This window comes from Leifsonia sp. McL0607 (assembly GCF_049993355.1).
GTDB lineage: Bacteria > Actinomycetota > Actinomycetes > Actinomycetales > Microbacteriaceae > Leifsonia.
In genome coordinates, this window is the sequence record NZ_CP188253.1 from 1678672 (window position 1) to 1704173 (window position 25502).

Annotated in this window: 20 protein-coding genes and 3 rRNA genes; 17 read left to right on the forward strand and 6 right to left on the reverse strand. The window is 65.9% G+C overall.

What is annotated here, in order from left to right:
• Positions 1–10: 10 nt before the first annotated feature.
• The gene (locus ACPPVW_RS08140) at positions 11–1216 is read right to left on the reverse strand and encodes an acetyl-CoA C-acetyltransferase (RefSeq protein ID WP_426625992.1); all 1206 of its coding nucleotides are present in this window, start codon (positions 1214–1216) and stop codon (positions 11–13) included.
• A 129-nt stretch (positions 1217–1345) separates the two neighbouring features.
• On the opposite strand from ACPPVW_RS08140, the gene ACPPVW_RS08145 reads away from it, so the two are divergent.
• On the forward strand, positions 1346–2098 hold the full coding sequence (locus tag ACPPVW_RS08145) for a JAB domain-containing protein (protein WP_426625993.1): 753 nt from the start codon (positions 1346–1348) through the stop codon (positions 2096–2098).
• Here ACPPVW_RS08145 and aspS read toward each other — a convergent pair.
• Positions 2022–3350 (reverse strand): aspartate--tRNA(Asn) ligase, encoded by a 1329-nt coding sequence (gene aspS / locus ACPPVW_RS08150; RefSeq protein ID WP_426625994.1) that lies wholly within the window; start codon positions 3348–3350, stop codon positions 2022–2024. The genes ACPPVW_RS08145 and aspS overlap by 77 nt on opposite strands.
• 267 nt (positions 3351–3617) lie before the next feature.
• On the opposite strand from aspS, the gene ACPPVW_RS08155 reads away from it, so the two are divergent.
• The 8 genes from ACPPVW_RS08155 (at position 3618) to rrf (ending at position 14412) form a co-directional block, all read left to right on the forward strand.
• Positions 3618–4325 carry a histidine phosphatase family protein gene (locus ACPPVW_RS08155; RefSeq protein WP_426625995.1) on the forward strand — a complete coding sequence of 236 codons (708 nt, stop codon included), beginning with the start codon at positions 3618–3620 and terminating at the stop codon, positions 4323–4325.
• Positions 4322–4945 (forward strand): TlpA family protein disulfide reductase, encoded by a 624-nt coding sequence (locus ACPPVW_RS08160; protein ID WP_426625996.1) that lies wholly within the window; start codon positions 4322–4324, stop codon positions 4943–4945. The genes ACPPVW_RS08155 and ACPPVW_RS08160 overlap by 4 nt, the downstream gene beginning before the upstream one ends.
• A 2-nt stretch (positions 4946–4947) precedes the next feature.
• Complete coding sequence (locus tag ACPPVW_RS08165) at positions 4948–5685, forward strand: cytochrome c biogenesis CcdA family protein (protein WP_426625997.1); 738 nt, start codon at positions 4948–4950, stop codon at positions 5683–5685.
• Positions 5669–7294: a cytochrome c biogenesis protein ResB gene (resB, locus tag ACPPVW_RS08170; RefSeq protein ID WP_426625998.1), complete on the forward strand. Its 1626-nt coding sequence runs from the start codon at positions 5669–5671 to the stop codon at positions 7292–7294. The genes ACPPVW_RS08165 and resB overlap by 17 nt, the downstream gene beginning before the upstream one ends.
• A gap of 8 nt (positions 7295–7302) precedes the next feature.
• On the forward strand, positions 7303–8397 hold the full coding sequence (ccsB, locus tag ACPPVW_RS08175) for a c-type cytochrome biogenesis protein CcsB (RefSeq protein WP_426625999.1): 1095 nt from the start codon (positions 7303–7305) through the stop codon (positions 8395–8397).
• Between the two features lie 664 nt (positions 8398–9061).
• Positions 9062–10585 (forward strand): 16S ribosomal RNA (locus ACPPVW_RS08180).
• Positions 10586–11049: 464 nt separating this feature from the next.
• Positions 11050–14163: ribosomal RNA gene (locus tag ACPPVW_RS08185) — 23S ribosomal RNA — on the forward strand.
• 132 nt (positions 14164–14295) lie between these two features.
• Positions 14296–14412, forward strand: a 5S ribosomal RNA gene (gene rrf, locus ACPPVW_RS08190).
• The 16S, 23S and 5S rRNA genes sit together here, the layout of an rRNA operon.
• Before the next feature lie 224 nt (positions 14413–14636).
• On the opposite strand, the gene ACPPVW_RS08195 is transcribed toward rrf, so the two are convergent.
• On the reverse strand, positions 14637–15434 hold the full coding sequence (locus ACPPVW_RS08195; protein ID WP_426626000.1) for a hypothetical protein: 798 nt from the start codon (positions 15432–15434) through the stop codon (positions 14637–14639).
• A gap of 6 nt (positions 15435–15440) precedes the next feature.
• Between ACPPVW_RS08195 and ACPPVW_RS08200 the strand changes: the two genes are divergently transcribed.
• Positions 15441–16052 (forward strand): hypothetical protein, encoded by a 612-nt coding sequence (locus tag ACPPVW_RS08200; RefSeq protein ID WP_426626001.1) that lies wholly within the window; start codon positions 15441–15443, stop codon positions 16050–16052.
• Positions 16027–17046, forward strand: a complete 1020-nt coding sequence (locus tag ACPPVW_RS08205) for an HAD-IIA family hydrolase (protein WP_426626002.1) — start codon at positions 16027–16029, stop codon at positions 17044–17046. The genes ACPPVW_RS08200 and ACPPVW_RS08205 overlap by 26 nt, the downstream gene beginning before the upstream one ends.
• Positions 17047–17070: 24 nt before the next feature.
• On the opposite strand, the gene ACPPVW_RS08210 is transcribed toward ACPPVW_RS08205, so the two are convergent.
• Positions 17071–18063 (reverse strand): o-succinylbenzoate synthase, encoded by a 993-nt coding sequence (locus ACPPVW_RS08210; RefSeq protein ID WP_426626003.1) that lies wholly within the window; start codon positions 18061–18063, stop codon positions 17071–17073.
• 57 nt (positions 18064–18120) lie between these two features.
• On the opposite strand from ACPPVW_RS08210, the gene ACPPVW_RS08215 reads away from it, so the two are divergent.
• The 3 genes from ACPPVW_RS08215 to ACPPVW_RS08225 are packed head-to-tail and all read left to right on the forward strand — an operon-like array spanning position 18121 to position 21318.
• The gene (locus ACPPVW_RS08215) at positions 18121–19032 is read left to right on the forward strand and encodes a 1,4-dihydroxy-2-naphthoyl-CoA synthase (RefSeq protein ID WP_426626004.1); all 912 of its coding nucleotides are present in this window, start codon (positions 18121–18123) and stop codon (positions 19030–19032) included.
• A gap of 40 nt (positions 19033–19072) precedes the next feature.
• A complete protein-coding gene (locus tag ACPPVW_RS08220) occupies positions 19073–20308 on the forward strand; it encodes an AMP-binding protein (RefSeq protein ID WP_426626005.1) in 1236 nt (411 codons plus the stop codon).
• Positions 20309–20334: 26 nt separating this feature from the next.
• Positions 20335–21318 carry a 1,4-dihydroxy-2-naphthoate polyprenyltransferase gene (locus ACPPVW_RS08225; protein ID WP_426626006.1) on the forward strand — a complete coding sequence of 328 codons (984 nt, stop codon included), beginning with the start codon at positions 20335–20337 and terminating at the stop codon, positions 21316–21318.
• Here the strand turns inward: ACPPVW_RS08225 and ACPPVW_RS08230 are convergent.
• Positions 21306–21716: a DUF4229 domain-containing protein gene (locus ACPPVW_RS08230; RefSeq protein WP_426626007.1), complete on the reverse strand. Its 411-nt coding sequence runs from the start codon at positions 21714–21716 to the stop codon at positions 21306–21308. The two genes, ACPPVW_RS08225 and ACPPVW_RS08230, sit on opposite strands and share 13 nt — an antisense overlap.
• A 42-nt stretch (positions 21717–21758) precedes the next feature.
• Here ACPPVW_RS08230 and ACPPVW_RS08235 point away from each other — a divergent pair, with 42 nt between their 5' ends.
• A complete protein-coding gene (locus tag ACPPVW_RS08235; protein ID WP_426626008.1) occupies positions 21759–22115 on the forward strand; it encodes a PLD nuclease N-terminal domain-containing protein in 357 nt (118 codons plus the stop codon).
• Entirely contained in the window at positions 22108–23907 is a 1800-nt protein-coding gene (menD, locus tag ACPPVW_RS08240) for a 2-succinyl-5-enolpyruvyl-6-hydroxy-3-cyclohexene-1-carboxylic-acid synthase (RefSeq protein WP_426626009.1), read from the forward strand. Before ACPPVW_RS08235 ends, menD begins: the two co-directional genes overlap by 8 nt.
• Positions 23908–23929: 22 nt before the next feature.
• Here menD and ACPPVW_RS08245 read toward each other — a convergent pair whose 3' ends face one another.
• Positions 23930–24835 (reverse strand): LysM domain-containing protein, encoded by a 906-nt coding sequence (locus ACPPVW_RS08245; protein WP_426626010.1) that lies wholly within the window; start codon positions 24833–24835, stop codon positions 23930–23932.
• Positions 24836–24927: 92 nt separating this feature from the next.
• On the opposite strand from ACPPVW_RS08245, the gene ACPPVW_RS08250 reads away from it, so the two are divergent.
• A complete protein-coding gene (locus ACPPVW_RS08250; RefSeq protein ID WP_426626269.1) occupies positions 24928–25473 on the forward strand; it encodes an acyl-CoA thioesterase in 546 nt (181 codons plus the stop codon).
• Positions 25474–25502: the final 29 nt, after the last annotated feature.

The window sequence follows — 25502 nt, forward strand, 5'->3', positions numbered from 1 at the left end:
GCGTCCTCCGCTAGCGCCAGAGCAGTAGAGCTTCTCCCTGCCCGCCGCCACCGCAGAGAGCCACGGCCGCCCGTCCGGAGCCCCGTCGTGCGAGTTCGTGCGCGGCGTGACCGGCGAGCCTCGCTCCGGAGGCCCCGATCGGGTGCCCGAGCGCGATCGCGCCTCCGTGGATGTTGACCTTCTCCGGGTCGAGGTCGAGGTCCGCCGTCGACTGCAGCGCCACGGCGGCGAAGGCCTCGTTGATCTCGATCAGATCCAGGTCCTCCACGTTCCAGCCCGCTCGCGTGAGCGCCGCCTGGATCGCGTTCGACGGCTGCGAGTGCAGAGAGTTGTCCGGGCCCGCGACCTGTCCGCTCGCGCTGACGACCGCCAGCCAGTCCAGTCCCAGACGCTCGGCGTTCTCGCGCGAGGTGAGGATGAGCGCGGCGGCGCCGTCGCTGAGCGGCGAGGAGTTGCCCGCCGTGAGCGTGCCCTCGGCTGCGAAGCTCGGCCGCAGCTTGGCGAGCACCTCCGCCGTAGAGTCCGGTCGGACGCCCTCGTCGGCCGCGACGACCACCGGGTCGCCCTTGCGCTGGGGGATGCTGACGGGCGCGATCTCGTCCTCGAAGACTCCGGAGGCCGCCGCGGCGCCGGCGCGCTGGTGCGAGGAGGCCGCGAAGGCGTCCTGGGCCTCGCGCGTGAGCCCGAGCCTCTCGGTGTACCGCTCGGTGGAGGCGCCCATGGAGATCTTGTCGAAGGCGTCGGTCAGACCGTCGTACGCGGCGGAGTCGACGGCCTCGATCGAACCGTAGGTCCAGCCCTTCCGCGAGCCCGGCAGGACATGCGGGGCGTTGGTCATCGACTCCTGACCGCCGGCCGCGACGACCGTCGCCTCGCCGGCCCGGATGAGGCGGGCCGCGTCGATCACGGCCGCGAGGCCGGAGAGGCACACTTTGTTGATCGTGGTCGCTGGGACGTTCCAGCCGATGCCCGCGCCGATGGCAGTCTGCCGGGCCGGGTTCTGGCCGGCGCCCGCCTGGAGCACCTGGCCGAAGATCACCGCGTCGACGTCCGCGGCGTCGACACCGGACTGCTCGAGCGCGCGGCGGAGGGCGACGGTCCCGAGCTGGACAGCGCTCTGGCTGGCGAGCGAGCCCAGGATCTTGCCGAGCGGCGTGCGAGCCGCCGACAGGATGACGACGTCGTTCGGTCGGGGTACGGGGAGGGAACTGGTCATTGCGGGGCGACTCCTTCGTTGCCGGATACTCTCCGTCCATTGTCATCCACAGGATGAGGCTCAGAGGCAGTTGTCCACAGATTGGTCCGCTTCGGCCGTCAGGTCGCAGCACTTTCGTAGCGTGGACGCATGTCCGTCGCGGAAGAAGCCGAGCAGTCCCTCGCCCACGTTCCGAGCCACGACCGTCCGCGCGAGCGGATGCGGCGACTCGGCGTCGGATCGCTCACCGACGACGAGGTACTCGCGCTCGTCCTCGGTTCAGGGCAGACCGGCAGGAGCGTCCTCTCGCTCGCGCGGTCTATCCTCGCGCGCTGCGGAGGTTTCCCTGGGCTGGCGACGATGGACTTCGCGCGGCTCGAGACACTTCCGGGCGTCGGTCCGGCCACCGCAGGGCGCCTCGTCGCCATCATCGAGATCTGGAGGCGCGCCGGCCGCTCGTCGTCGTGGACGCGCCTGGTCGATCACACGGCGGTCGCCGACGTCGTGCGGCCGGAGCTGCTGCACCGCGACAGCGAGCGCTTCGTCGTGGTGGTCGCCGACCGCGCCGCACGACCGCTCGAGCTGGTGATGCTGCGCGACGGCGGTGTCGACGAACGCTCGATCCAGCCGGCCGACATCCTGCAGGCGGTCCTCACCCGTGGCGGCAGGTCGTTCGCGGTCGCGCACAACCATCCGTCGGGATCGCTCGACCCCTCGGTGGCCGACACGGTGCTCACCCGACGGCTCGATCAAGCCGCGGCCACGATCGGGCTCCGCTTCCTGGGTCACATCCTGGTCGCGGGGGAGCGCTGGACCGCACTGTCCGCTACGGGGTCAGTCGTGTCGGGCCGCGGAAGAGGTAGGTCGTCTCGCGCAGGTTCGACAGGTGCAGCATCAGCATGAGCACGCGTGCGAGCCCCATCCCGAACCCGCCGTGCGCGGGGATGCCGTATCGGAAGGTCGCGAGCACGTCTTCCAGCTCCTCCACCGACAGGCCCTTGTCGACGGCCTGCTTCTCGAGGATGTCCACGCGATGCTCGCGCTGAGCGCCGGTCGAGATCTCCACGCCGTTGAAGATGAGGTCATAGCTCTTGGTGATCGACGGGTCGTCGGCGTGACGCATGTGGTAATAAGGGCGGATGCTCGACGCGTAGTCGGTCAGGAACACGAACTCGTGACCGTAGGTCTCCTTGACGTATGCGGAGATCCGGCGCTCGCCCTCCGGGTCCATGTCGTCGTCGGCGCGCGGCACCTCGTAGCCCTGCTCGGCCACGATGCGCTTGGCCTCGGCGAGCGGGATGCGTGGGAACGGCGTCGTCGGAACGGTGACCTCCACGCCGAAGAGCGCTTCGATCTCCGCTCCGTGCTTCTCCTTGACAGCGGTGAACCCGGCGATGAGGAGGTCCTCGTGCACCTTCATGACGTCCTCGTGGCTGTCGATCCAACTCAGCTCGCTGTCGATGCTCGTGAACTCCGTGGCGTGACGGCTGGTGAAACTCGGGTCGGCGCGGAACGCCGGCCCGATCTCGAACACGCGGCCGAAGCCCGCCGCCTGAGCCATCTGCTTGAAGATCTGCGGGCTCTGGGCGAGGTACGCGGTCGTCTCGAAGTACGGCAGCTCGAAGAGCTCCGCGCGCGACTCGGAGGCCGACGCCATCAGCTTGGGGGTGTGGATCTCGATGAAGCCGTTGTCGACCCAGTACTGCCGCATCGCGTGCTCGAGCGTGGTCTGCACGCGGAAGATGAGGTTGTGCTTGGGCTCGCGGAGGTCGAGGAAGCGCCAGTCCATGCGCTTGTCGATTCCGCTGTCCGCGGCGATCGGGGTCTCCGGGATCGCGGCCGTCTCGACTTCGAGGGTGCTCAGCTTGATCTCGATGCCGCCGAGCTTGACGCGCTCGTCGTGCTTGAGCTCGCCCGTGGCGCGCACGAACGAGCCCTGCGACAGGCCCGAGATGGTCGTGGCGGGCTCGTCGGCGACGATGGTGCCGTCCTCGGCGACCGTGCGCGGATTCACGAGCTGCACAGCGCCCGACTCGTCGCGCAGCACGATGAACTGCACCTTCTTCTGGTCGCGGACGGTCTCGACCCATCCGGCGACGCTGACGGGGCCGTCGGCAAGAGCGGCGAGGTCTTTGATCAAAACGCGTGCGGTCACGATCGACAAGCCTACCGCCCGCATTTACCGCCGAAGCCGGCCGAGACGCACCCTCGGGTGTGTCCCCCGACCCTGTGGCTACTGCGCTGGTGCTGGTGGTCGTCTCGCGGCGTTCTCGTCGGTCATCGATGAAACCCGCATCGACTCCCTCCTCGGCCTTGCGAGACGACCACCAGCACCATGCTCGCCACGCCACAGGATCGGGAGACACACCCGGCGCTCCGGCGCACAGTGAATTCAAGGCAAAGCGCTCCTTAGACTAGAGCGGTGGTAGCAAGCCAAGTCCATCTCGTCCGTCACGGAGAGGTGTTCAATCCCGACGGCATCCTGTATGGCAGGCTGCCGGGCTTCGGCCTCTCCAAACTCGGCCACCGCATGGCCCTGGCGGCGGCCGACGACCTGGCGTCCCGCGGTCGCCCGATGTCGTCCCTGCGCGTCTCGCCTCTGCAGCGCACGCGCGAGTCCGCCGCTCCGATCGCGGCGGCGTTCGGGCTCGAGCCGATGGTTGACGAGCGGATCATCGAGCCCACCAACCACTTCGAGGGCACCAACATGCGCCGCGCCCTCAAGAACCCGGTCAACTGGCCGTTCCTGGTCTATCCGCCTCGGCCCAGCTGGGGCGAGGCCTACTCGAGCATCGAGAAGCGCATCCTGACCGCGATCGACGACGCGTTCGACTCCGTGGAGTCCGGCGACGTGGTCCTGGTGAGCCACCAGCTCCCGATCTGGGTCGCCCACCTCTCGGTGGCGGGGCAGCGGTTTCCGCACGACCCGCGCAAACGCCGGTGCGCCCTCTCCAGCATCACGACCTTCGAGCGCACCACGGAGCCCGCGCCCGCTCCGCAGCCACGGCCGGGCGAGGAGCCGGTGGCGGCCGATCCGTCGGCGCCGCCGGTGGTCCGCGTCGTCGAGGTCGGCTACGCCGAGCCGGCGGGCAGCCTCAGCAGCTCTGCGACCGATGTGGGGGCCGTGTGACTTCCCGTTCCCCGCTCTCCACCCGCGCACGGCTCGCGCTCGTCGTCCCGGCCATCGCTGCGGCGACCGCACTGTTCCTCTCCGGCTGCACCTCCACCGACGCGCTCGCCACCCAGTACCGCTCCGGCACCGGCCAGAACTACATCGCGGGCGACGGCAGCGTGAGCGAGTACGCCTCCGCCAACCGCGGCGCGCCTGTCGCGTTCTCCGGCACGCTCGCCGACGGCACCTCGGTGTCGTCACAGGACTACGCGGGCAAGGTCCTGGTGGTCAACTTCTGGTACGCGGGCTGCCCGCCGTGCCGGGTAGAGGCGCCCGACCTCCAATCGCTGTCGCAGAAGTACGCGCCGCAGGGCGTGAGCTTTCTCGGCGTCAACCTCTACGACTCGGCGAGCACAGCCGCCAGCTTCGAGAAGGACAAGGGCGTCACCTACCCGTCCGTCCTCGACCGCGACACCGGCTTGGTGCTCCTTGCGTTCAGCAAGACCGTCCCGCCCAAGGCGACGCCGACCACCCTCGTGATCGACAAAGAGGGCCGCGTGGCCGCCCGCGTCCTCGGCGCGATCCCGGACAAGAGCATCCTCGACTCGCTCATCTCCGACGCCGTGGCCGGAAAATAGCCGTGGACATCGGCCAGATCGTCTTCAGCGGACAGCTCCTGCTCGCCCTGCCCATCGCCATCCTCGCCGGGCTGGTGTCGTTCGCGTCGCCGTGCGTGCTCCCGCTCGTGCCCGGATATCTGGCCTATGTCGGTGGGATGAGCGACCCGGGCGCCAAGCGGGACCGCAGCCGCGTGCTCCTCGGAGTGGCGCTCTTCGTCCTCGGGTTCGCCGTCGTCTTCGTCGCCTACGGGGCCGCCTTCGGCGCGCTCGGTCTCTGGCTGGTGCGGTGGCAGGAGGTGGTCATCCGTGTGCTCGGGGTGCTCGTCATCCTGATGGGGCTCGTGTTCATCGGCCAGTTCTCCTTCCTCCAGCGCACGATCAAACCGACCTGGAGGCCCGCGACGGGACTCATCGGAGCACCGCTGCTCGGCATCGTCTTCGGCCTCGGCTGGACGCCGTGCATCGGCCCGACCCTCGCCGCTATCAGCGCGCTGAGCGTCGGCAGCGGTTCCCCGTGGCGAGGAGCGCTGCTCGGGCTGTTCTACTGCATCGGGCTCGGCATACCGTTCCTGCTCGTCGCGCTCGGTTTCGACTGGGTGGCCGGCTCCGTCGCCTTCCTCAAGCGACACATCCGCGTCATCAACATCATCGGAGGCGCACTGCTGGTGGTCATCGGCGTCCTGATGGCGACGGGTCTCTGGACCGCCATGATGTCCCAGTTCCTGGGGGTGATCTCCGGCTTTGTCCCGGCCATCTGACCACATCGACGTCGCTCCGGCTCGAGAAGACCCGGACGTCGTCCAGCCCAGGCTCGGACCGCTGGGCTGGCTGCGCTGGGCCTGGCGCCAGCTCACGAGCATGCGCACGGCGCTGTTCCTCCTCCTGCTGCTCGCGATCGCAGCCGTCCCCGGCTCGCTGTTCCCGCAGCGCGGGGCGGACCCCAGCGGCGTCACCAAGTACTTCAGCGACAACCCGCAGCTGGCTCCGGTGCTCGACAGGTTCCAGCTGTTCGACGTCTACACGTCGTTCTGGTTCTCGGCCATCTACCTGCTGCTGTTCGCCTCACTAATCGGCTGCGTCATCCCGCGCACCGCGCACCATGCCAGGGCGCTGCGGGCACGGCCGCCCAAGACACCGCTGCGGTTGACACGCATGTCCGGCTTCCAGGCGCGGACCGTGCCGGCCGAGCTGCGTGACGACGTGCCGAACCCGATCGAGACGGCACGGCAGGTTCTCCGCCGTTCGCGCTACCGCGTTTCGCTCTATCAGGACGCCAGGTCCACCTCGGTCTCTGCGGAGCGGGGCTACCTGCGCGAGACCGGCAATCTCGTCTTCCACGTCGCGCTCCTCGGTGTCCTGGTCGCGGTCGGGATCGGCGGCGGCTTCGGCTACACCGGGCAGAAGGTGGTGGTCGTCGGGCAGAGCTTCGTGAACAGCCTCCCGTCGTACAACTCGTTCAACCCCGGCCGCTTCTTCTCCGACGGATCGCTCGAGCCGTTCTCGATCCGGGTCGACAGCCTCGACGTCGCGTATGAGACCAAGAACCCGAACGCCGTGGGCACCCCGCTCGACTACACCGCGAAGGTGACGACGAACGGACCAGGCGACGCCCGGGGCTCGTCCACCATCAAGGTCAACGACCCGCTCGCCATCGGCGGCACGAACGTATATCTGCTGGGCAACGGCTATGCCCCGACGATCACCGTCAAGGATCCGCAGGGCAAGGTCGTGTTCAGCGACTCGGTGCCCTTCATCGCCCAGGATGCCCGGCTCACGTCGCTCGGCTGGGTGAAGGTCCCCGACGGCCTGCACGAGCAGGTCGGGATGATCGGCTTCTTCTATCCGACCGTCGGCAAGAGCGACACTGCGGCGGGAGCCCTGACCTCGACGTTCCCCGGCTTGGACGACCCGGTCCTGAGTCTCAACGTGTACGCCGGAGACCTCGGGGTCGACAGCGGCCTGCCGCAGTCCGTCTACAGCCTGAACACCGACAAGATGACCCAGCTGGCCGGCCCGGGCACCAAGACCAAGGCGCTCCAGTTGAAGCCGGGGCAGACGGTCGACCTACCCAACGGCCTCGGCACCATCTCGCTCGGCGATGTCAAACGGTATGCTTCGCTCGACGTTCACCACGACCCCGCCCAGGGTTGGGTGCTGTTGTTCGCCGTGCTCATCCTCGGCGGCCTGCTGACATCGCTGTTCGTGCCCCGCCGACGCATCTGGGTGAAGGCCGTCGAGAACCCGGACGGATCCCTGACGCTGGAGTACGCTGGCCTCGCGCGAGGCGAGGACCCCAATCTGATCGCCGCAGTCTCCGCTGTCGCCGACGAGCACACCGCCCTCCTCACCCGACCCCCGACGAATTAGAGTTCATCGTGACCGATACCCTGTCCCAGTTCTCCACGGTCTTCATCTACGTGGCGATGGGGTTCTACGCCGCGGCATTCATCGCGTTCGCTCTCGATCTCGCCCGGCGCGGGGCGAGGGCGACCGCCGACGAGGCCGCCGTGGTTCCCAGCGCCGTCGCACGCCGGGCCGAAGTCGCGGCCCCCGTCGGGGCGACCACGACCACGACCACGACCACGCTCTCGGCATCGGGAGGCCAGGCGCCGCAGCCTGCGTCGGCTCAGCCGTCGTCGGCACTGGGGAGGCTGTCGTCCCGGATCAGCTCCCGCGTGGAAGACGACGTGATGAACGGCGACGTGTCGTCGACCTCCATCCGCTGGGCCTTCGGGCTCACCATCGTCGGCTTCTTCTTCCACGCCGTCGCCACACTGCTTCGCGGCATCGCCGCCGACCGGGTGCCGTGGGCGAACATGTGGGAGTTCTCGCTGACCGGCACGCTGGTCATCATCGGCGTCTTCCTGCTCGCCAACCTCAAGTGGGACATCACATACCTCGGCACGTTCATCGTCGGACTGGTCCTGGTACTCCAGGGAATCGCCCTGCTGCGGTACTACGTTCCGGTGGTCCCGCTGCAGCCGGCGCTCCAGTCGTACTGGCTGGTGATCCACATCATCGTGGCTGTGCTGGGCACGGCGTTCTTCGCGTTGGGATTCGCGTTGTCTGGACTGCAACTGCTGCAGTACCGCCGCGAAAGCCAGGTCGCGCAGTCGCGTCCGCAGCAGTTCAAGTTCCTCACCACCCTTCCGAGCGCGGTCGCTCTGGAGAACCTCGCGTACCGGATCAACATCGTCGGCTTCATCGCCTGGACGTTCACGCTCATCGCCGGAGCCATCTGGGCCGAGAAGGCGTGGGGTCGCTACTGGGGTTGGGACACGAAGGAAATCTGGACGTTCATCATCTGGGTGATCTACGCCGGCTACATCCACGCGCGGGCGACACGCGGCTGGCGGGGATCGCGTTCTGCGTGGCTCGCAATCATCGGCTTCGCCGCGGTGCTCTTCAACTTCGGCATCGTCAACGTGTTCTTCCACGGACTGCACGCCTATTCGGGTCTCGGATCGTGAGCTGATCCGCCATCCGCTCTCAGACGCGGTCGCCCCTCGGGGCGGCCGCGTTTCTGCGTCTAGAGGGGCGGGCTTCCGCGGAATCACACGGAAGCGACCGTGCGACACGCCCGGGATGTCGGCGGGATTTGCGACGCTCCGAGGGCGTGCGTAAAGTACTTACTTGTCACCCCAAAGGTGCGGGAGAGCCGAAGAGCTCCCCGGCCTCAAGCGGGACCAAATCCTAAGCCTAGCGGCAAATCTCAACTTGATTGAGCTGCTTCGGTGTGCTTAGGATTAACCCACTCACTGAGCAGGTCTAACCGGTTCGGTTCGTGCAATTCGGATGTATCTCACGATGGATGAACGAACAAGCGCGAAACGGCCAACTTGACAAACTGACAGAGAGTGGTAAAGTAGAGAAGTTGCCTCACAGAGAAACCCGAGAGGGTTGAAGGTGAGAGCGTCCGATCCTTGAGAACTCAACAGCGTGCACAATGTCAAATGCCAAAAACCTCGGCATTGACCCGAAGACCTCGGTCTGAAAGTCGATGCAGAGATTCCTTTGGATTAGATAACGAATGTCAGACATTCGAATTTAGTCAAGACAAACTCGCAGGAGAAGAGATATTTCCTCTCGATCCTGCACTATGTTTCCAGTCGCTTGCGACGTGGAGCAAAACATTTTACGGAGAGTTTGATCCTGGCTCAGGACGAACGCTGGCGGCGTGCTTAACACATGCAAGTCGAACGATGAACCTGGAGCTTGCTCTGGGGAATTAGTGGCGAACGGGTGAGTAACACGTGAGTAACCTGCCCTTGACTCTGGGATAACCTCCGGAAACGGAAGCTAATACCGGATATGACGCACGGAGGCATCTCCTGTGCGTGGAAAGAACTTCGGTCAAGGATGGACTCGCGGCCTATCAGGTAGTTGGTGAGGTAACGGCCCACCAAGCCTACGACGGGTAGCCGGCCTGAGAGGGTGACCGGCCACACTGGGACTGAGACACGGCCCAGACTCCTACGGGAGGCAGCAGTGGGGAATATTGCACAATGGGCGCAAGCCTGATGCAGCAACGCCGCGTGAGGGATGACGGCCTTCGGGTTGTAAACCTCTTTTAGTAGGGAAGAAGCGAAAGTGACGGTACCTGCAGAAAAAGCACCGGCTAACTACGTGCCAGCAGCCGCGGTAATACGTAGGGTGCGAGCGTTGTCCGGAATTATTGGGCGTAAAGAGCTCGTAGGCGGTCTGTCGCGTCTGCTGTGAAAACCCGAGGCTCAACCTCGGGCCTGCAGTGGGTACGGGCAGACTAGAGTGCGGTAGGGGAGAATGGAATTCCTGGTGTAGCGGTGGAATGCGCAGATATCAGGAGGAACACCGATGGCGAAGGCAGTTCTCTGGGCCGTAACTGACGCTGAGGAGCGAAAGCGTGGGGAGCGAACAGGATTAGATACCCTGGTAGTCCACGCCGTAAACGTTGGGCGCTAGATGTGGGGACCATTCCACGGTTTCCGTGTCGCAGCTAACGCATTAAGCGCCCCGCCTGGGGAGTACGGCCGCAAGGCTAAAACTCAAAGGAATTGACGGGGGCCCGCACAAGCGGCGGAGCATGCGGATTAATTCGATGCAACGCGAAGAACCTTACCAAGGCTTGACATACACGAGAACGCCCTAGAAATAGGGAACTCTTTGGACACTCGTGAACAGGTGGTGCATGGTTGTCGTCAGCTCGTGTCGTGAGATGTTGGGTTAAGTCCCGCAACGAGCGCAACCCTCGTTCTATGTTGCCAGCGCGTAATGGCGGGAACTCATAGGAGACTGCCGGGGTCAACTCGGAGGAAGGTGGGGATGACGTCAAATCATCATGCCCCTTATGTCTTGGGCTTCACGCATGCTACAATGGCCGGTACAAAGGGCTGCAATACCGTAAGGTGGAGCGAATCCCAAAAAGCCGGTCTCAGTTCGGATTGAGGTCTGCAACTCGACCTCATGAAGTCGGAGTCGCTAGTAATCGCAGATCAGCAACGCTGCGGTGAATACGTTCCCGGGCCTTGTACACACCGCCCGTCAAGTCATGAAAGTCGGTAACACCCGAAGCCGGTGGCCCAACCCTTGTGGAGGGAGCCGTCGAAGGTGGGATCGGTGATTAGGACTAAGTCGTAACAAGGTAGCCGTACCGGAAGGTGCGGCTGGATCACCTCCTTTCTAAGGAGCATCTGGCACCCTCGGGTGTCCAGGCGCCGGATCTGAGACAGTACTTGCCACTTCGGTAAGACTGGCTCTCAGCCGGTTAGCTCATGGGTGGAACATTGACATTGGTGCAGAGCCGATCGGCTCGAACTCAGTACGCTCCTTGTGGGTAGGAACGGTTCGGACCAGGAGGGTCTGCACATGCACGCTGTTGGGTCCTGAGGGACCGGGCCTCGTCCAATCGGACGAGAACTGGACCTCGGACCTTTTCTTGTTGGCCATAACTCGGCCGGGCAGAGAAGGTACCGCCCGTACTTTGAGAACTACACAGTGGACGCGAGCATCTTAGATCCGAACCTTCGGGTTCGGATCACAGATCAAAAGCAGTACTTCATGTACTGACTTATAGATCATTGGTCAATCTGCGTCAGAGTCTGCTTCGGCAGATGAGACGTCGATCGATTCTAAAACTCATGTGATTTCAAGTTTCTAAGAGCAAACGGTGGATGCCTTGGCATCTGGAGCCGAAGAAGGACGTAGTAATCTGCGATAAGCCTCGGGGAGCTGATAAACGAGCTTTGATCCGAGGATTTCCGAATGGGGAAACCCCGCTGGGCCCGCAAGGTGACCCAGTGACTCCCGCCTGAATATATAGGGCGGGTAGAGGGAACGTGGGGAAGTGAAACATCTCAGTACCCACAGGAAGAGAAAGCAAAAGCGATTCCGTTAGTAGTGGCGAGCGAAACCGGAAGAGGCTAAACCGATCATGTGTGATAGCCGGCAGGCGTTGCATGGTCGGGGTTGCGGGACTTTTCAGCAGCTTCTGCCGAACTGCAAGCGTTACAGAGGATCATAGGCGAATGGCATTGAAAGGCCAGTCACAGAGGGTGCCAACCCCGTAGCCGAAATGGTCCAATGGCGCGAAGAGTATCCCAAGTAGCACGGGGCCCGAGAAATCCCGTGTGAATCTGTCAGGACCACCTGATAAGCCTAAATACTCCCAGATGACCGATAGCGGACAAGTACCGTGAGGGAAAGGTGAAAAGTACCCCGGGAGGGGAGTGAAATAGTACCTGAAACCGTTTGCTTACAAACCGTTGGAGCCTCCTTGTAGGGGTGACAGCGTGCCTTTTGAAGAATGAGCCTGCGAGTTAGCGATATGTGGCGAGGTTAACCCGTGAGGGGTAGCCGTAGCGAAAGCGAGTCTGAATAGGGCGATTCAGTCGCATGTCCTAGACCCGAAGCGAAGTGATCTATCCATGGCCAGGCTGAAGCGACGGTAAGACGTCGTGGAGGGCCGAACCCACTTAGGTTGAAAACTGAGGGGATGAGCTGTGGATAGGGGTGAAAGGCCAATCAAACTTCGTGATAGCTGGTTCTCTCCGAAATGCATTTAGGTGCAGCGTTGCGTGTTTCTTGCCGGAGGTAGAGCTACTGGATGGCCGATGGGCCCCAAAAGGTTACTGACGTCAGCCAAACTCCGAATGCCGGTAAGTGAGAGCGCAGCAGTGAGACGGTGGGGGATAAGCTTCATCGTCGAGAGGGAAACAACCCAGACCACCAACTAAGGTCCCTAAGCGCGTGCTAAGTGGGAAAGGATGTGGAGTTGCACAGACAACCAGGAGGTTGGCTTAGAAGCAGCCACCCTTGAAAGAGTGCGTAATAGCTCACTGGTCAAGTGATTCCGCGCCGACAATGTAACGGGGCTCAAGCACGCCACCGAAGTTGTGGCATTGACATTATTGGTAGGCCTTCGTGGTCCAGCCGTGTTGGTGGGTAGGAGAGCGTCGTGTGGCGAGTGAAGCGGCGGTGTGAACCAGCCGTGGACGCCACACGAGTGAGAATGCAGGCATGAGTAGCGAAAGACGGGTGAGAAACCCGTCCTCCGAAAGACCAAGGGTTCCAGGGCCAGGCTAATCCGCCCTGGGTAAGTCGGGACCTAAGGCGAGGCCGACAGGCGTAGTCGATGGACAACGGGTTGATATTCCCGTACCGGCGAAGAACCGCCCAAGCTAATCCAGTGGTGCTAAGAGTCCTAATCCTGGACACGGATCCCTTCGGGGTGAAGGTCCGGGCCTAACGCTCGACCCCATGCTGGTGCGGCTAGCGTATTAACAGGTGTGACGCAGGAAGGTAGCCCAGCCGGGCGATGGTTGTCCCGGTGTAAGTGTGTAAGCCGAGAGATAGGCAAATCCGTCTCTCACATAGGCCCAGGCACGATGCGTAGTCTTAATTGACGAAATGGGTGATCCTATGCTGCCAAGAAAAGCATCGACGCGAGGTTCCAGCCGCCCGTACCCCAAACCGACTCAGGTGGTCAGGTAGAGAATACCAAGGAGATCGAGAGAATCGTGGTTAAGGAACTCGGCAAAATGCCCCCGTAACTTCGGGAGAAGGGGGGCCTGAGGCGTGAAAGGACTTGCTCCTGGAGCGTTTGAAGGCCGCAGAGACCAGTGGGAAGCGACTGTTTACTAAAAACACAGGTCCGTGCTAAGTCGCAAGACGATGTATACGGACTGACGCCTGCCCGGTGCTGGAAGGTTAAGAGGAAGGGTTAGCTTCGGCGAAGCTCAGAATTTAAGCCCCAGTAAACGGCGGTGGTAACTATAACCATCCTAAGGTAGCGAAATTCCTTGTCGGGTAAGTTCCGACCTGCACGAATGGCGTAACGACTTCCCAGCTGTCTCAACCGCGAACTCGGCGAAATTGCACTACGAGTAAAGATGCTCGTTACGCGCAGCAGGACGGAAAGACCCCGTGACCTTTACTACAGCTTGGTATTGGTGTTCGGTGTGGCTTGTGTAGGATAGGTGGGAGACTGTGAAGCGGGCACGCTAGTGTTCGTGGAGTCATTGTTGAAATACCACTCTGGTCACTCTGGATATCTAACTTAGAACCGTAATCCGGTTCAGGGACAGTGCCTGGTGGGTAGTTTAACTGGGGCGGTTGCCTCCCAAAAAGTAACGGAGGCGCCCAAAGGTTCCCTCAACCTGGTTGGCAATCAGGTGTCGAGTGTAAGTGCACAAGGGAGCTTGACTGTGAGACTGACAAGTCGAGCAGGGACGAAAGTCGGGACTAGTGATCCGGCAGTGGCTTGTGGAAGCGCTGTCGCTCAACGGATAAAAGGTACCTCGGGGATAACAGGCTGATCTTGCCCAAGAGTCCATATCGACGGCATGGTTTGGCACCTCGATGTCGGCTCGTCGCATCCTGGGGCTGGAGTAGGTCCCAAGGGTTGGGCTGTTCGCCCATTAAAGCGGTACGCGAGCTGGGTTTAGAACGTCGTGAGACAGTTCGGTCCCTATCCGCTGCGCGCGTAGGAAATTTGAAAGGATCTGACCCTAGTACGAGAGGACCGGGTTGGACGAACCTCTGGTGTGTCAGTTGTTCCGCCAGGAGCACCGCTGATTAGCTACGTTCGGGATGGATAACCGCTGAAAGCATCTAAGCGGGAAGCCGGCCTTGAGATGAGATTTCCATGCCTTCGGGCGAGAGGCTCCCAGCTAGACTACTGGGTTGATAGGCCGGATGTGGAAGTGGGGACTAAAGACCCATGGAGCTGACCGGTACTAATAAGCCGATAACTTGATAATCACCACTCTCATACCGTTGTAAGGCTGGTATGAGGGGCTGAGATTGCACGCGTCCACTATGTGGTTCTCGATGTACGGTCGAGAACTGATTCAAGCGAAGCTTGATCGTTCACTTTGATACATCAATAGTGTTTCGGCGGCCATAGCGAGAGGGAAACGCCCGGTTACATTCCGAACCCGGAAGCTAAGACTCTCTGCGCCGATGGTACTGCAGGGGGGACCCTGTGGGAGAGTAGGACACCGCCGGACTTCTTTGTGAGATGGCCACCCAGTGATGGGTGGCCATTTCGCGTTAACGGCACAATTTCGCGCGAGCGGTTCCTAGCGCGATCCACGCACCTAGGCTGGGCAGAAGCCCGCCACCTCGACAGGGAGAAGTCGTGAGCGATACACCGGCAGACGACGACAGGACGCCCGCGTCCCGCGGCGACGACCGCGGCCGCGGCACCGATCGCGGACGACGCGACGACTCCTCAAGTGGAGGTCGTTCCCAGAGCGGTGGCCGATCGTACGACCGCGGCGGATCCACGAATCGCGGGGGTTCCGGCAAAGGCGGCGGCTATGACGGCGGGCCACGGCGTGATTCGTCCGCGCAGGGACACGGGCGCCCTCAGTCCGGCGACGGCTCTCAGCGACGAAGCACCAGCAGTGGTCGCTCGCGGTCGGGCGGACCAGCGCGGTCCGGCAATCGCGACCAGCAGCGTGACGGCAGCTGGAATAGGGAGGGCCAGCGCGGTGGAGCCGGTGGCGGAAGCCGTAGCGGCCAGTACGGCCGCGACGGACAGAGCGGCGGCCAGTATCGACGCGATGGTCAAAGCGGCAGCCAGTACGGCCGCGACGCTCACGGCGGCCGTGGTGGTCAGCGCAGCGACCGCCCGCAGCGTGACGGCGGGGCTCCGCGTCAGACAGGGGGCGCGCGCCATGGCGGCGCCCCACGTCAGGGCGGTTCGTGGGATTCGAGCCGGAAACCGGGTAACGCGGGCGGCAGCGGTGGCCGACAGGGAGGCCAGGGGGGTCGCTCGGGTGCGGGCCGCTCCGACGACAAGCTCTGGACGAAAGATGGCCGGCCCGCGCGCGGAGATCGGTTCACGCGTGACCATGAGCACGAACTCGATGCCGAGGCGGCGCGGGCACGTGAGCTGCAGTCCGTTCGTCCCCACCACGACGACCCAGATCTGCCAGACGACGTCGAAGCCCGTCAACTCGCGAAGGAGGCGCGTGTCGAGCTCAAGACGCTGAGCAAGGACAATGCGGACTGGGTCGCGCAGCATCTGGTCATGGCCGCCCGGCTCATTGAGACTGATCCCGAGTTGGCGCACCGCCACGCCCTGTCGGCCTCCCGTCGCGCCGGTCGCATCGGCGTCGTTCGCGAGACGCTCGCGATCACGGCGTACGCCACCGGCGACTTCGCGCTGGCCCTGCGGGAGCTGCGCACCTACCGTCGGATCACCGGCTCGAACGACCAGATCGCGTTGATGGTCGACAGTGAGCGCGGGGTCGGCCGGCCCGACCGCGCGCTCGAGCTCGGGCGATCCGTCGACAGGGGGACCCTCCCGACGGACGTGCAGGTCTCGCTGGCGATCGCGATGTCCGGCGCGCGCCTCGACCTCGGTCAGGACGAGGCGGCACTTGCGGAGTTGGAGATCCCTCAGCTCGACCCGAACCGGGCGTTCAGCTGGAGCCCCGACCTGTTCCACGCCTATGCGGAGGTGCTCGAGGCCCTCAATCGTTCGACCGACGCTGCGACGTGGCGGGAGCGCGCAGAGCGTGCAGAGTCGGCATTGGAGGAGGCGCACGCCGACGGCGAGCTCGAGACCGTCCAGGTGATCGAGGAGGACTTCGAGCTGGAGGGCGAGCCGGACGATGGCGCTGTTTCGACGGACGACTGAGGCGGTGACGCCCCTGACAGGCGTCGACCTGGTGCTGGCCGACCTCGACGGTGTGGTCTACACCGGTCCGAACGCGATCCCGCACGCGGTCGAGAGCCTCAACGGCGTCGCGGAAACCATCCGTGTCGGTTACATCACCAACAATGCGTCTCGCACCGACGCGTCCGTCGCTGCCCACTTGAGCGACCTCGGCCTCCACGTCACCCCGCGCGATGTGGTGACGTCGCCGCAAGCGGCGGTCCGGCTTCTCAGCGAGCATGTTCCGGCGGGATCGACGATCCTCGTCGTGGGCGGCGACGGCCTCGTCGACGAAGTGCAGAAGGGCGGCTTCTCGGTCACCCGCTCCGCGGACGACGACCCGGCGGCGGTGATCCAGGGGTTCGCCCCTGAGGTCGGCTGGGCACAGCTGGCGGAGGCGGCGTTCGCCCTGCAGGGACGCAGCGACAGCGAACGTCCGTGGATCGCGACGAACACTGACTGGACCATCCCGGTCGCGCGCGGCATCGCGCCGGGAAACGGTACGCTCGTGTCCGCTGTGCACACGGCCGCCGGGAGGCTGCCTCTTGTCGCAGGCAAGCCCGAGGTGGCGATCTTCCACGAAGCCATCGCACGGTTCCAGGCGACCGAACCGCTGTACATCGGTGACCGACTCGACACCGACATTCTCGGTGCTAACCGTTCAGGGATCGCCTCGGCGCTCGTCCTGACCGGAATCGACCGCGCGAAGCAGCTCCTGGCCGCGGACGCCGATTCCCGTCCGACCTATATCCTGCGCGATCTGCGCGGGCTCGACGAACCGTATCCCGAGGTGACGACAGCGCGCAACGGCGCGGTGACCGTCGGGAAGTCGACCGTCGGCATCGAGGGCAACGGCGTCCGCATTCTCAGCGAGGGCGACGACGAGCTCGACCTGCTGAGAGCCGCGTGCGCGGCGATCTGGGACTCGGGCCGAGCGATCTACGGCCTGGATGTTCCGGAACGGCTCTACGTCTGATCCGGCAGTGGCGCTGACGGGTCGTCAGAGCGCCGTCGCGCGTTCGACCAACCGGTAGCACCGGCGGACGCGATCGAGCCACCAGTCGCGGCGGCCGTCGGGCGCGCTGAGACGCTCGAGCTGAGCGACTGCGACCTCCGGGCGCTCGACGCGGATGGCGCCGTCGACGGGTACCAGCGGCGACACCGCGACATCCTCCTCGAACATGGCGACCGTCCCGAGCCCGCAGTCGAATTCGAGCGTGGGCATCGAGGCCGCCAGGTAGGCGCCCATGGCGATGCCGACCGACGTGTCCAGCGCGCTGGAGATCACCACAGGGAGGCCCGCTTCGGCGACGATCCGGAGGGCCGCGTGGACGCCGCCGAGCGGCTGCGCCTTGATCACGAGCAGATCGGCGGCGCCGGCGCGTGCGACCGCAAGCGGGTCGCTCGCCTTGCGGACGCTCTCGTCCGCGGCGATCGGGATGTCCATATAGCGGGTGCGAGTGCGAATCTCCGCGAGCTCCTCGACGGTCGCGCACGGTTGTTCGACGTACTCGAGGTCGAACGGGGCGAGCGCATGGATGGCGTGTTCGGCTTCGTCGACATTCCACAGCGCGTTCGCGTCGACCCGGACGCGGCCCTCCGGACCCAGCCGGTCGCGGACGGCGCGCACTCGAGCGACATCGTCGGCAAGCGTCTGACCCGGCTCGGCGACTTTGACCTTGGCCGTGCGTGCGCCGGGGTATCGGTCGAGGACGTCGGGCACCGCTTCGGCGGCGACGGCCGGGATAGTCGCATTGACCGGGATCTCGCGACGCAGCGGCGCCGACTGGGCGCGCCAACCGAAGTCGATGGCGGCGTGCAGCCAGGCGGCGGCCTCCTCGTCGCCGTATTCGACGAACGGGGAGAACTCGGTCCAACCTTCGGGCCCCTCGAAGAGGACTGCCTCCCGGAGGGTGATGCCGCGGAAGCGCGACCGCATCGGAAGCTGGACGACGCGCGCCGTCCCTAACAGATCGTCGAGGTGGGCCAGCATTCCACAAGTTTGGCACGCGAGCCGCCGCCCCGATCGGCGCGATCGTAGGCTTGAGGCATGTCTTCAGCAGTATCAGACCTCTTCGACCCTGCGGTGTGGAGGGACGTCCCCGGTATCGGGGCGCTCACCGACGTCACCTATCACCACGACGCCACCGGGCGGATCGCGCGTGTCGCTTTCAACCGGCCAGAGGTGCGCAATGCGTTCCGGCCCCACACGGTCGACGAACTCTACGCCGCCCTGGAAGACGCGCGGACCAACCCGCGGATCGGGGTGGTGCTGCTCACCGGCAATGGGCCGAGCCCGAAAGACGGCGGCTGGGCCTTCTGCTCCGGCGGCGACCAGCGCATCCGCGGCCGCGACGGGTACAAGTATGCCGACGGCGAGACGGCCGCGGGGATCGACAGTGCCCGGAGCGGACGCCTGCACATCCTCGAAGTGCAGAGACTCATCCGCTTCATGCCCAAAGTGGTCATCGCGGTCGTTCCGGGCTGGGCCGCCGGGGGAGGGCACTCTCTGCACGTGGTCTGCGACCTGACCATCGCCAGCGCGGAGCACGGGCGGTTCAAGCAGACCGATGCCGATGTCGGCTCGTTCGACGCCGGCTATGGCAGCGCCTACTTCGCACGGCAGGTGGGGCAGAAGTTCGCTCGTGAGGTGTTCTTCCTGGCTCGGGAGTACTCCGCGCAGCGCGCGTACGAGCGGGGAGCGGTGAATGCCGTCGTACCGCACGCCGAGCTGGAGGAGACGGCGGTCGAGTGGGCGGAGGAGATCCTCACCAAGTCGCCGACGGCGATCCGCATGCTCAAGTTCGCGTTCAACGCGGTGGACGACGGACTCGTGGGTCAGCAGGTGTTCGCCGGAGAAGCAACGCGGCTCGCGTACGGCACCGACGAGGCGGTCGAGGGGCGCGACGCATTCCTGGAGAAACGCGAGCCGGACTGGTCGCCCTTCCCATGGCAGTACTGAGCGGGGCGGTGGCGCCGAATCCAGGCGGCTGGGTGGGATCGTGACGCGGGCTTACCGGGTCGTGGATGCGCGTCAGCCGGAGGACGTCTTCGTGGCGCTCCGGTCGGCCCTCGCCGATGGCGGGTCGGCGGTCGTTCCGCGGAGTGCGGAACACTCGAGCGCGGAACGGTCGAGCGCGGAACGCTCGCGCGCTGCACCGTCGCGTGCGGCACCGTGGCGTGTGGCACCGTCGAGCGAGTGGCCGCGGAGCGGCGAACGGGCGCCGCAGAACGTCGCGCTCATCATCGAGACCTCGGGATCGACCGGTGTGCCGAAGCGGGTCGCGCTCTCCGCCGACGCGCTTCTCGCGAGCGCGGCGGCCTCTGCCGGCGCGATGGGAGGTCAGGGGCAGTGGTTGCTCGCGCTCCCCGCGCACTACGTTGCGGGTGCACAGGTGCTGGTGCGCTCGCTCGCTGCGGGCACAGAGCCCGTGTATTACGGCGGCGGGCATTTCGATCCGCTGCGGTTCGCCGAGCTGACAGGCGAACTCGACGGCGATCAGTGCTACACGTCGCTGGTGCCCGTGCAGCTCGCACGGATCGTCGAGGCCGCCGAGGGAGGTGCCCGAGACGCCGGTACGGCATTACAGCGATACGACGGCATGCTGATCGGGGGACAGTCGCTCGACGCGGGGCTCCGTGAGCGCGCGGAGTCACTCGGCGCCCGCCTCCTGACCACCTACGGTTCGAGCGAGACCGCAGGGGGCTGCGTCTACGACGGTGTGCCCATCGGCACGACCGTCGTGCGGGCGGTGGATCAGCTGCTCGAGATCAGCGGCCCGATCCTGGCCGAAGGCTACATCGGCGACGACGAACGAACGGCGGCCGCGTTCCACGACGACGGTGGCGTCCGTTGGTATCGCACCGGTGACCTCGGCGAAGTCGTCGACGGGCGAGTGACGGTGCGCGGGCGATCGGACAACGTGATCATCTCCGGCGGCGAGAAAGTGCTCCTCGACGCGGTCGAACGCCTCGTCCGGGCGGTGCCGGCGCTCGGCGACGTGGTCGTGGTGGCCGCGGACGACGACGAGTGGGGACAGGTGCCGGTCGTCGTCGCGACAGGCAGCGACAGCCTCGACGACATTCGCGAACTGGTCGTCCGCGAGCTGGGGCGGGCGTCCGCACCCGCACGGATCGTCACGGTGGCAGACCTGCCTCGCCTCGGCAGTGGTAAGCCGGACCGCGTGAGCGCTGCCCGTCTCGCGCGCATCGACGGCCCTGCGGAATCGGAGACATAGCCGTTGTTGTTACGATTCGGTCTGTGATGAGCCAGAACAACTCCCGGATGCAGCGGATGGCGCCCCCGCCGGCGCGAGGACCACGAGGCGGCAGGAGCGGACGCCCGGGTGCGAAGTCCTCGGCGGTACGTCCGGCGACGACCGCCGACTGGATCGCCGGCGCTCGGCTGCGCACGCTGCCGCTGGCGATCGCTCCCGTGCTCATCGGCGTCGGGGCGGCCAAGGTCATCGAGGGGGCCGGCATCTGGCACCCAGTGCGGTCGCTGCTCTGCCTCGCGGTCGCTGTGCTGCTCCAGATCGGCGTCAACTACGCGAACGATTACTCCGACGGGGTCCGCGGCGCCGACGAGTTCCGTGTCGGGCCGGGCCGACTCACCGGATCGGGCAAGGCGGCGCCGAAGAAGGTGCTCACCGTCGCCCTCACGTTCTTCGGCCTGGCGGCCGTCGCCGGGCTCATCCTCGTCCTCCTCACCCAGTACTGGTGGGTGCTGATCGTCGGCGCCGCCGCCATCGCCGCAGCCTGGTTCTACACCGGCGGCAAGCGTCCCTACGGCTACTACGGGCTCGGCGAAGTGTTCGTGTTCGTGTTCTTCGGCCTGGTGGCCACGGCCGGCACGACGTACATGCTGGCCGGATCGGTCAACCAGGAGGCATGGTTCGGCGGAGTCATCGCGGGGCTGATCGCGTGCGCGGTGCTCATGGTCAACAACATCCGCGACATCGGACCGGACAAGCAGGCCCGCAAGCGCACCCTCGCGGTCCTTCTGGGCAACATGGCCTCGCGGATCGTGTTCTGCGTGTTCCTGCTCGTGCCGTTCGGCATCCTGGCCGTGCTCGCGCTGTTCTACCCGTTCGCGTGGTTCGGGATGTTCGCGCTGCTCGCGGCCCTTCCCGCCTGCGTCATCACGCTCTTCGGCAGGGCACCGCGCGAACTCGTCACCGCGCTGCAGCTCACCAGTCTCACCGGGCTGCTCGTGGCGCTCGCGCTCGGCGCGGCCTACGCCTTCTGACCGGAGGCGGTTCCGCCCCGATTGGCGTCGGACCGGCTGGCGTCGGACCGGCTGGCGTCAGACCGGCTGGCGTCAGACCGGACCGCGCCGGGCTGAGGATTCTCAGACCGGGCGGTTTCGGAGCCAGCGGCTTCGGACTGCGCCGTGTCGATCGCGGCGTCCTCCTCGTCGTCAGGCGACGGTGCCGGCTTGTCCCGGTGACGAGCGGCGTACAGGTCTGACGAGACCGCATTGCGCGGCTTGCTGAGCAGGATGTACGACAGGCAGAGTCCGATGAGAGCAGCGGCGATGACTGCGGCCCACCAGACGATGCCGATCACGAGAAGGACGATCAGCGGGACGACGAACACCACCAGACGCAGCACGGTGTAGGTCAACCAAGAGGGAATCCGCTTCACCCTCCCAGCTTAGGCACGCTCTCTGAGAGTTACGATGTAGCCATGGTTCGCCTCTGGATAGTCCTCGGCGTCGCTGCCGCGGTTTTCTACATCTATTCGGTGGCAGACTGCGCCCTCTTCGACCGTTCGCGGGTGCGCGGCCTACCCAAGCCCGTGTGGCTGCTCATCGTCATCCTGTTCCCGATCATCGGCGGCATCCTCTGGTTCCTGATCGGCCGCGGCCGACGCAGCAGAGCCGAGGCCGGGCGACGCATCAGCGCGCCGGACGACGACCCCGAGTTCCTCGGCAAGCTTCGGATCGATCGCGACCAGGAGGAGCGCATCCGGAGGCTCGAGAAGGAGCTCGCCGAACTCGACGACAACGGTCCCGACGACCAGACCGGCCGACGGGATGGGTGACCCGCGGGCCTCGGAAGAGCCCGCGGACCTCCAACCCGCAGCACCCGGACGCCTGCCGCGCGTCGACAATCCCGCCACCGACTACGCGCTCGCCCTCCTGGTGGGCTTCGTCGAGGCCGGCGTCACCGACATCGTGATGAGTCCCGGCTCCCGATCGCAGGCCCTCGCGCTCGCCGCGGCCGAGTTGGAGCGCGCGGGCGCCGCCCGGCTCCACGTCCGGATCGACGAGCGGGTCGGCGGATTTCTCGCGCTCGGGCTCACCCGGGAGACCGGAGCTCCGACGGTGATCGTCACGACCAGCGGAACGGCGACCGCCAACGTGCACCCCGCGGTGCTCGAGGCGCACGAGGCCGGCCTCCCGATGATCGTCGTCACCGCCGACCGCCCCGACGAGTTGCGCGGCATCCGCTCCAACCAGACGACCCGGCAGGACGGCCTGTACGGGACCGTCGTGCGATCGACGCGCGACATCCCGGCGCCGGTGGGCGACACCGATGAGCAGGACGCCGCCCGCTCGATCGCACGCGCCGCGGTGGACGAGGCCGTCGGAGCCGTCACCGCGGACCCCGGCCCTGTGCATCTTAATCTGGCGTTCCGTGAACCGCTCTCGGTCGCGGTCCCTCAGATCCCCGGCATCCTGCCTGGCGAGCTGCCCGAGACCGCCGGGCCCCGCGTGCTGGGCCGACCGGTAATCGAGCTGGAGGACGGGCCGCTGACGGTGGTCGTCGCCGGTGCCGACGCCGGCGCTGCGGCAGCGGACCTCGCGCGCGCCGGCGGCTACCCGCTGCTCGCCGAGGTGTCGAGCGGTTCCCGCTTCGGGCCGGAACTGGTGGTCGCCTACCGCGAACTGCTCCGCGAGGAGTCGTTCGGTGGCCGGGTCGAGCGGGCGATCGTGTTCGGTCATCCCACCCTCAGCCGGGAGGTCCCCGCGCTCCTTCGGCGATCGGACGTCGAGGTGATCGTCGTCGCGCCGACCGGCGCCGAAGCGTACAACCCGGGGCGTCGGGCGCGCGTCGTCGGGGGAGTGAACGCTCCGGTGGAGGTCGACCTCCGTAGACCCGAGGTGCGGGCGTGGGTGGGCAGCTGGGTGTTCGCGAGCCGGAGGCTGAGCGAGGACGCCGAGCGCTCGGCTGCCCCGGCCTCCACCGCCCCCGATGTGCAGAAGGCTCGTTCGTACGAGCCGTCCGACGCCCTCGCATTCGCCCGGGCAGAACTCGCGGCCGTACGGGCGCCGATCACGCGCGCCCTGCTGGCCGAAGCTGTGTGGCGATACACCTGGCCGCACGACCGCCTCGTATTAGGCGCCTCCCGTCTCATCCGCGACGCCGACCGGTTGGTCCCGGGCAAGAAGATCGTGGTCCACTCCAACCGCGGGCTCGCCGGGATCGACGGCACGATCGCCACCGCGACCGGAATCGCGCTCGCCAGCGCAGCGCAGGCGCGTGCGGAGGGTGGAGCGTCGGGCGTCACCCGGGTGCTGCTCGGTGATCTCGCATTTCTGCACGATGTCGGTGCGCTCCTCGGCGGCGCGGGTGAAGCACAGCCGCACCTGCAGGTCGTCGTCGGCAACGACGGCGGCGGGACGATCTTCGACGGCCTCGAAGTCGCTGCGACGGCTCCGGTCGAAGCGTTCGACCGGGTGCTCTACACGCCGCAGTCGGTGGACGTGGCTGCGCTCGCGCGTGCGTACGGGTGGGAGCACCGCGTAGCGCGCACGAAGGGTGAGCTGGATCAGGCGCTCTCCGCCCCGCCTCCCGGGCCGAGCATCCTCGAGGTGCCGCTGCCGCGCTGACCCGACGAGCACGGCCGGTCGATCAGAGGCTGTCCGGGTCGAGGTTCAGCTTCGTCGACGCGTAGAGGAACTGGTTGCCGCCGTCGCCGGGGAGATCCGGGTTGAGCCAGAGCAGCCACTCGACCGGAATGCCGAAGCGATCCGCAACGGCGGTCGTCGTGTCGCTCTGGGCGACCTCGTAGCTTCGCGGCCCGCCGCTCGGTGTCGTTGCTGTGACGCTTCCCGCCGCGTCGGGGCGGGCTCCGCCGTCGACCGGATGCACGTTCGACTGCCGCACCGGCACGGACCACCGGATCGTGTTGACGGCGAGCACCTTGTTCGGGCCGAGTTCTTGCGGTACGCCGTCGAACGACGCGGCCGACGAGTAGGTCACCAGGGCGCCCAGGTAGGAGGGCTGACCGTCGCCGATCAGGGCCGTCGCCGATTGCGCCGACGACGTGGGACCGCCGAGCAGGTGATCGCCGACGCCGTGGTAGGTCAGGCCGTCGCCGACGCTCGGGGAGATGTCGATGAGAGTGGCGGGCACCGGCACGGGAACGGTCGACGTGAAGTTCGAGTACTCGGCGGAGTAGGTGTTGTTGCCGTTCGAGACCATCCGGTAGTGGAAGCGGATGCTGCCCAGCGGGGAGGCCACGTCGCCCTCGGCGACGACCGTGCCCTGCGGTACGGGAGTGAGCGTCGCAAGGGGTGCCGGTGTGCTCGTCGGCACCGGAGTGGTGGTCGGGAGACTGCTCTGGCTCGACGGCGTGCCCGTGGACTTGGGCTTCGTGGTGTGAGTCGCGCTCGGTCGCGCGCCTCCGCCGAAGAGCGCGCAGCTGGCGAGCAGCGAGACGACGGCCGTCGCGGCGACGAGCGTGGCGAAGCCCCTCCCCAGGCGTGCGAGATGGCCCGACGGTCGATCTGGACCGTGGTTTGTTCGAAACGACACGATTTCCCCCTCGAAGAACCCTAGCGGGGTTGGAGGCCGTCGACAACGAAGATGAGGTCGCGTTGGCGCATCACTAGCATGACCGCGTGCACATGATCTTCCGGACGATGCTCCACGCGCTCCTTTCCCGTCTCGGCCCGCGGCTCGACCACTGGGATGTCGCGCGGACACCGTTCCGGGTGCTGCCTACCGACCTCGACATCCTCAAGCACATGAACAATGGGGTCTACCTGTCGATCGCGGACATCGGTCGCTTCGACCTGCTCCGCCGGAACGGGGTCTGGGCGGTCTTCGAGGAGCGTGGCTGGTATCCGGTCGTCGCGTCGGAGACCATCTCGTTCCGAAAGTCTTTGGAGCTCTGGCAGTCGTTCGTCGTCGAGTCGCGCATCCTCGGCTTCGATGAGAAGGCCGTGTACGTGGAACAGCGGTTCACCGTCGACGGCGAGATCTACACGCAGGCGTTCATCCGAGGCCGCTTCCTGAAGCGTGGAGGCGGCGTCGTCTCGATCTCCGAGCTGCTCGACGCGGTCGGGCCGGCTCCGACCGATGTCGCGGTGCCGGAATGGCTGCTCGAGTGGGGAGCCGACGCCGCACTGCCCTCGACGCGCGCGGAGGCCCCGAGCGTCTGGAGCGAGTGACGGCGTCTGCTCAGCAGAGCGGCGCAGTG

What these genes read in the sequence shown, in the direction of transcription:
- ACPPVW_RS08235 (WP_426626008.1), top strand. Translation starts at nt 21,759, where the DNA reads ATGGTTCGCCTCTGGATAGTCCTCGGCGTCGCTGCCGCGGTTTTCTAC.
- ACPPVW_RS08195 (WP_426626000.1), bottom strand. Translation starts at nt 15,434, where the DNA reads ATGCTGCGCGACCCAGTCCGCATTGTCCTTGCTCAGCGTCTTGAGCTC.
- ACPPVW_RS08140 (WP_426625992.1), bottom strand. Translation starts at nt 1,216, where the DNA reads ATGACCAGTTCCCTCCCCGTACCCCGACCGAACGACGTCGTCATCCTG.
- ACPPVW_RS08200 (WP_426626001.1), top strand. Translation starts at nt 15,441, where the DNA reads ATGGCCGCCCGGCTCATTGAGACTGATCCCGAGTTGGCGCACCGCCAC.
- ACPPVW_RS08225 (WP_426626006.1), top strand. Translation starts at nt 20,335, where the DNA reads ATGAGCCAGAACAACTCCCGGATGCAGCGGATGGCGCCCCCGCCGGCG.
- menD (WP_426626009.1), top strand. Translation starts at nt 22,108, where the DNA reads ATGGGTGACCCGCGGGCCTCGGAAGAGCCCGCGGACCTCCAACCCGCA.
- ACPPVW_RS08205 (WP_426626002.1), top strand. Translation starts at nt 16,027, where the DNA reads ATGGCGCTGTTTCGACGGACGACTGAGGCGGTGACGCCCCTGACAGGC.
- ACPPVW_RS08210 (WP_426626003.1), bottom strand. Translation starts at nt 18,063, where the DNA reads ATGCTGGCCCACCTCGACGATCTGTTAGGGACGGCGCGCGTCGTCCAG.
- ACPPVW_RS08250 (WP_426626269.1), top strand. Translation starts at nt 24,928, where the DNA reads ATGATCTTCCGGACGATGCTCCACGCGCTCCTTTCCCGTCTCGGCCCG.
- ACPPVW_RS08215 (WP_426626004.1), top strand. Translation starts at nt 18,121, where the DNA reads ATGTCTTCAGCAGTATCAGACCTCTTCGACCCTGCGGTGTGGAGGGAC.
- ACPPVW_RS08145 (WP_426625993.1), top strand. Translation starts at nt 1,346, where the DNA reads ATGTCCGTCGCGGAAGAAGCCGAGCAGTCCCTCGCCCACGTTCCGAGC.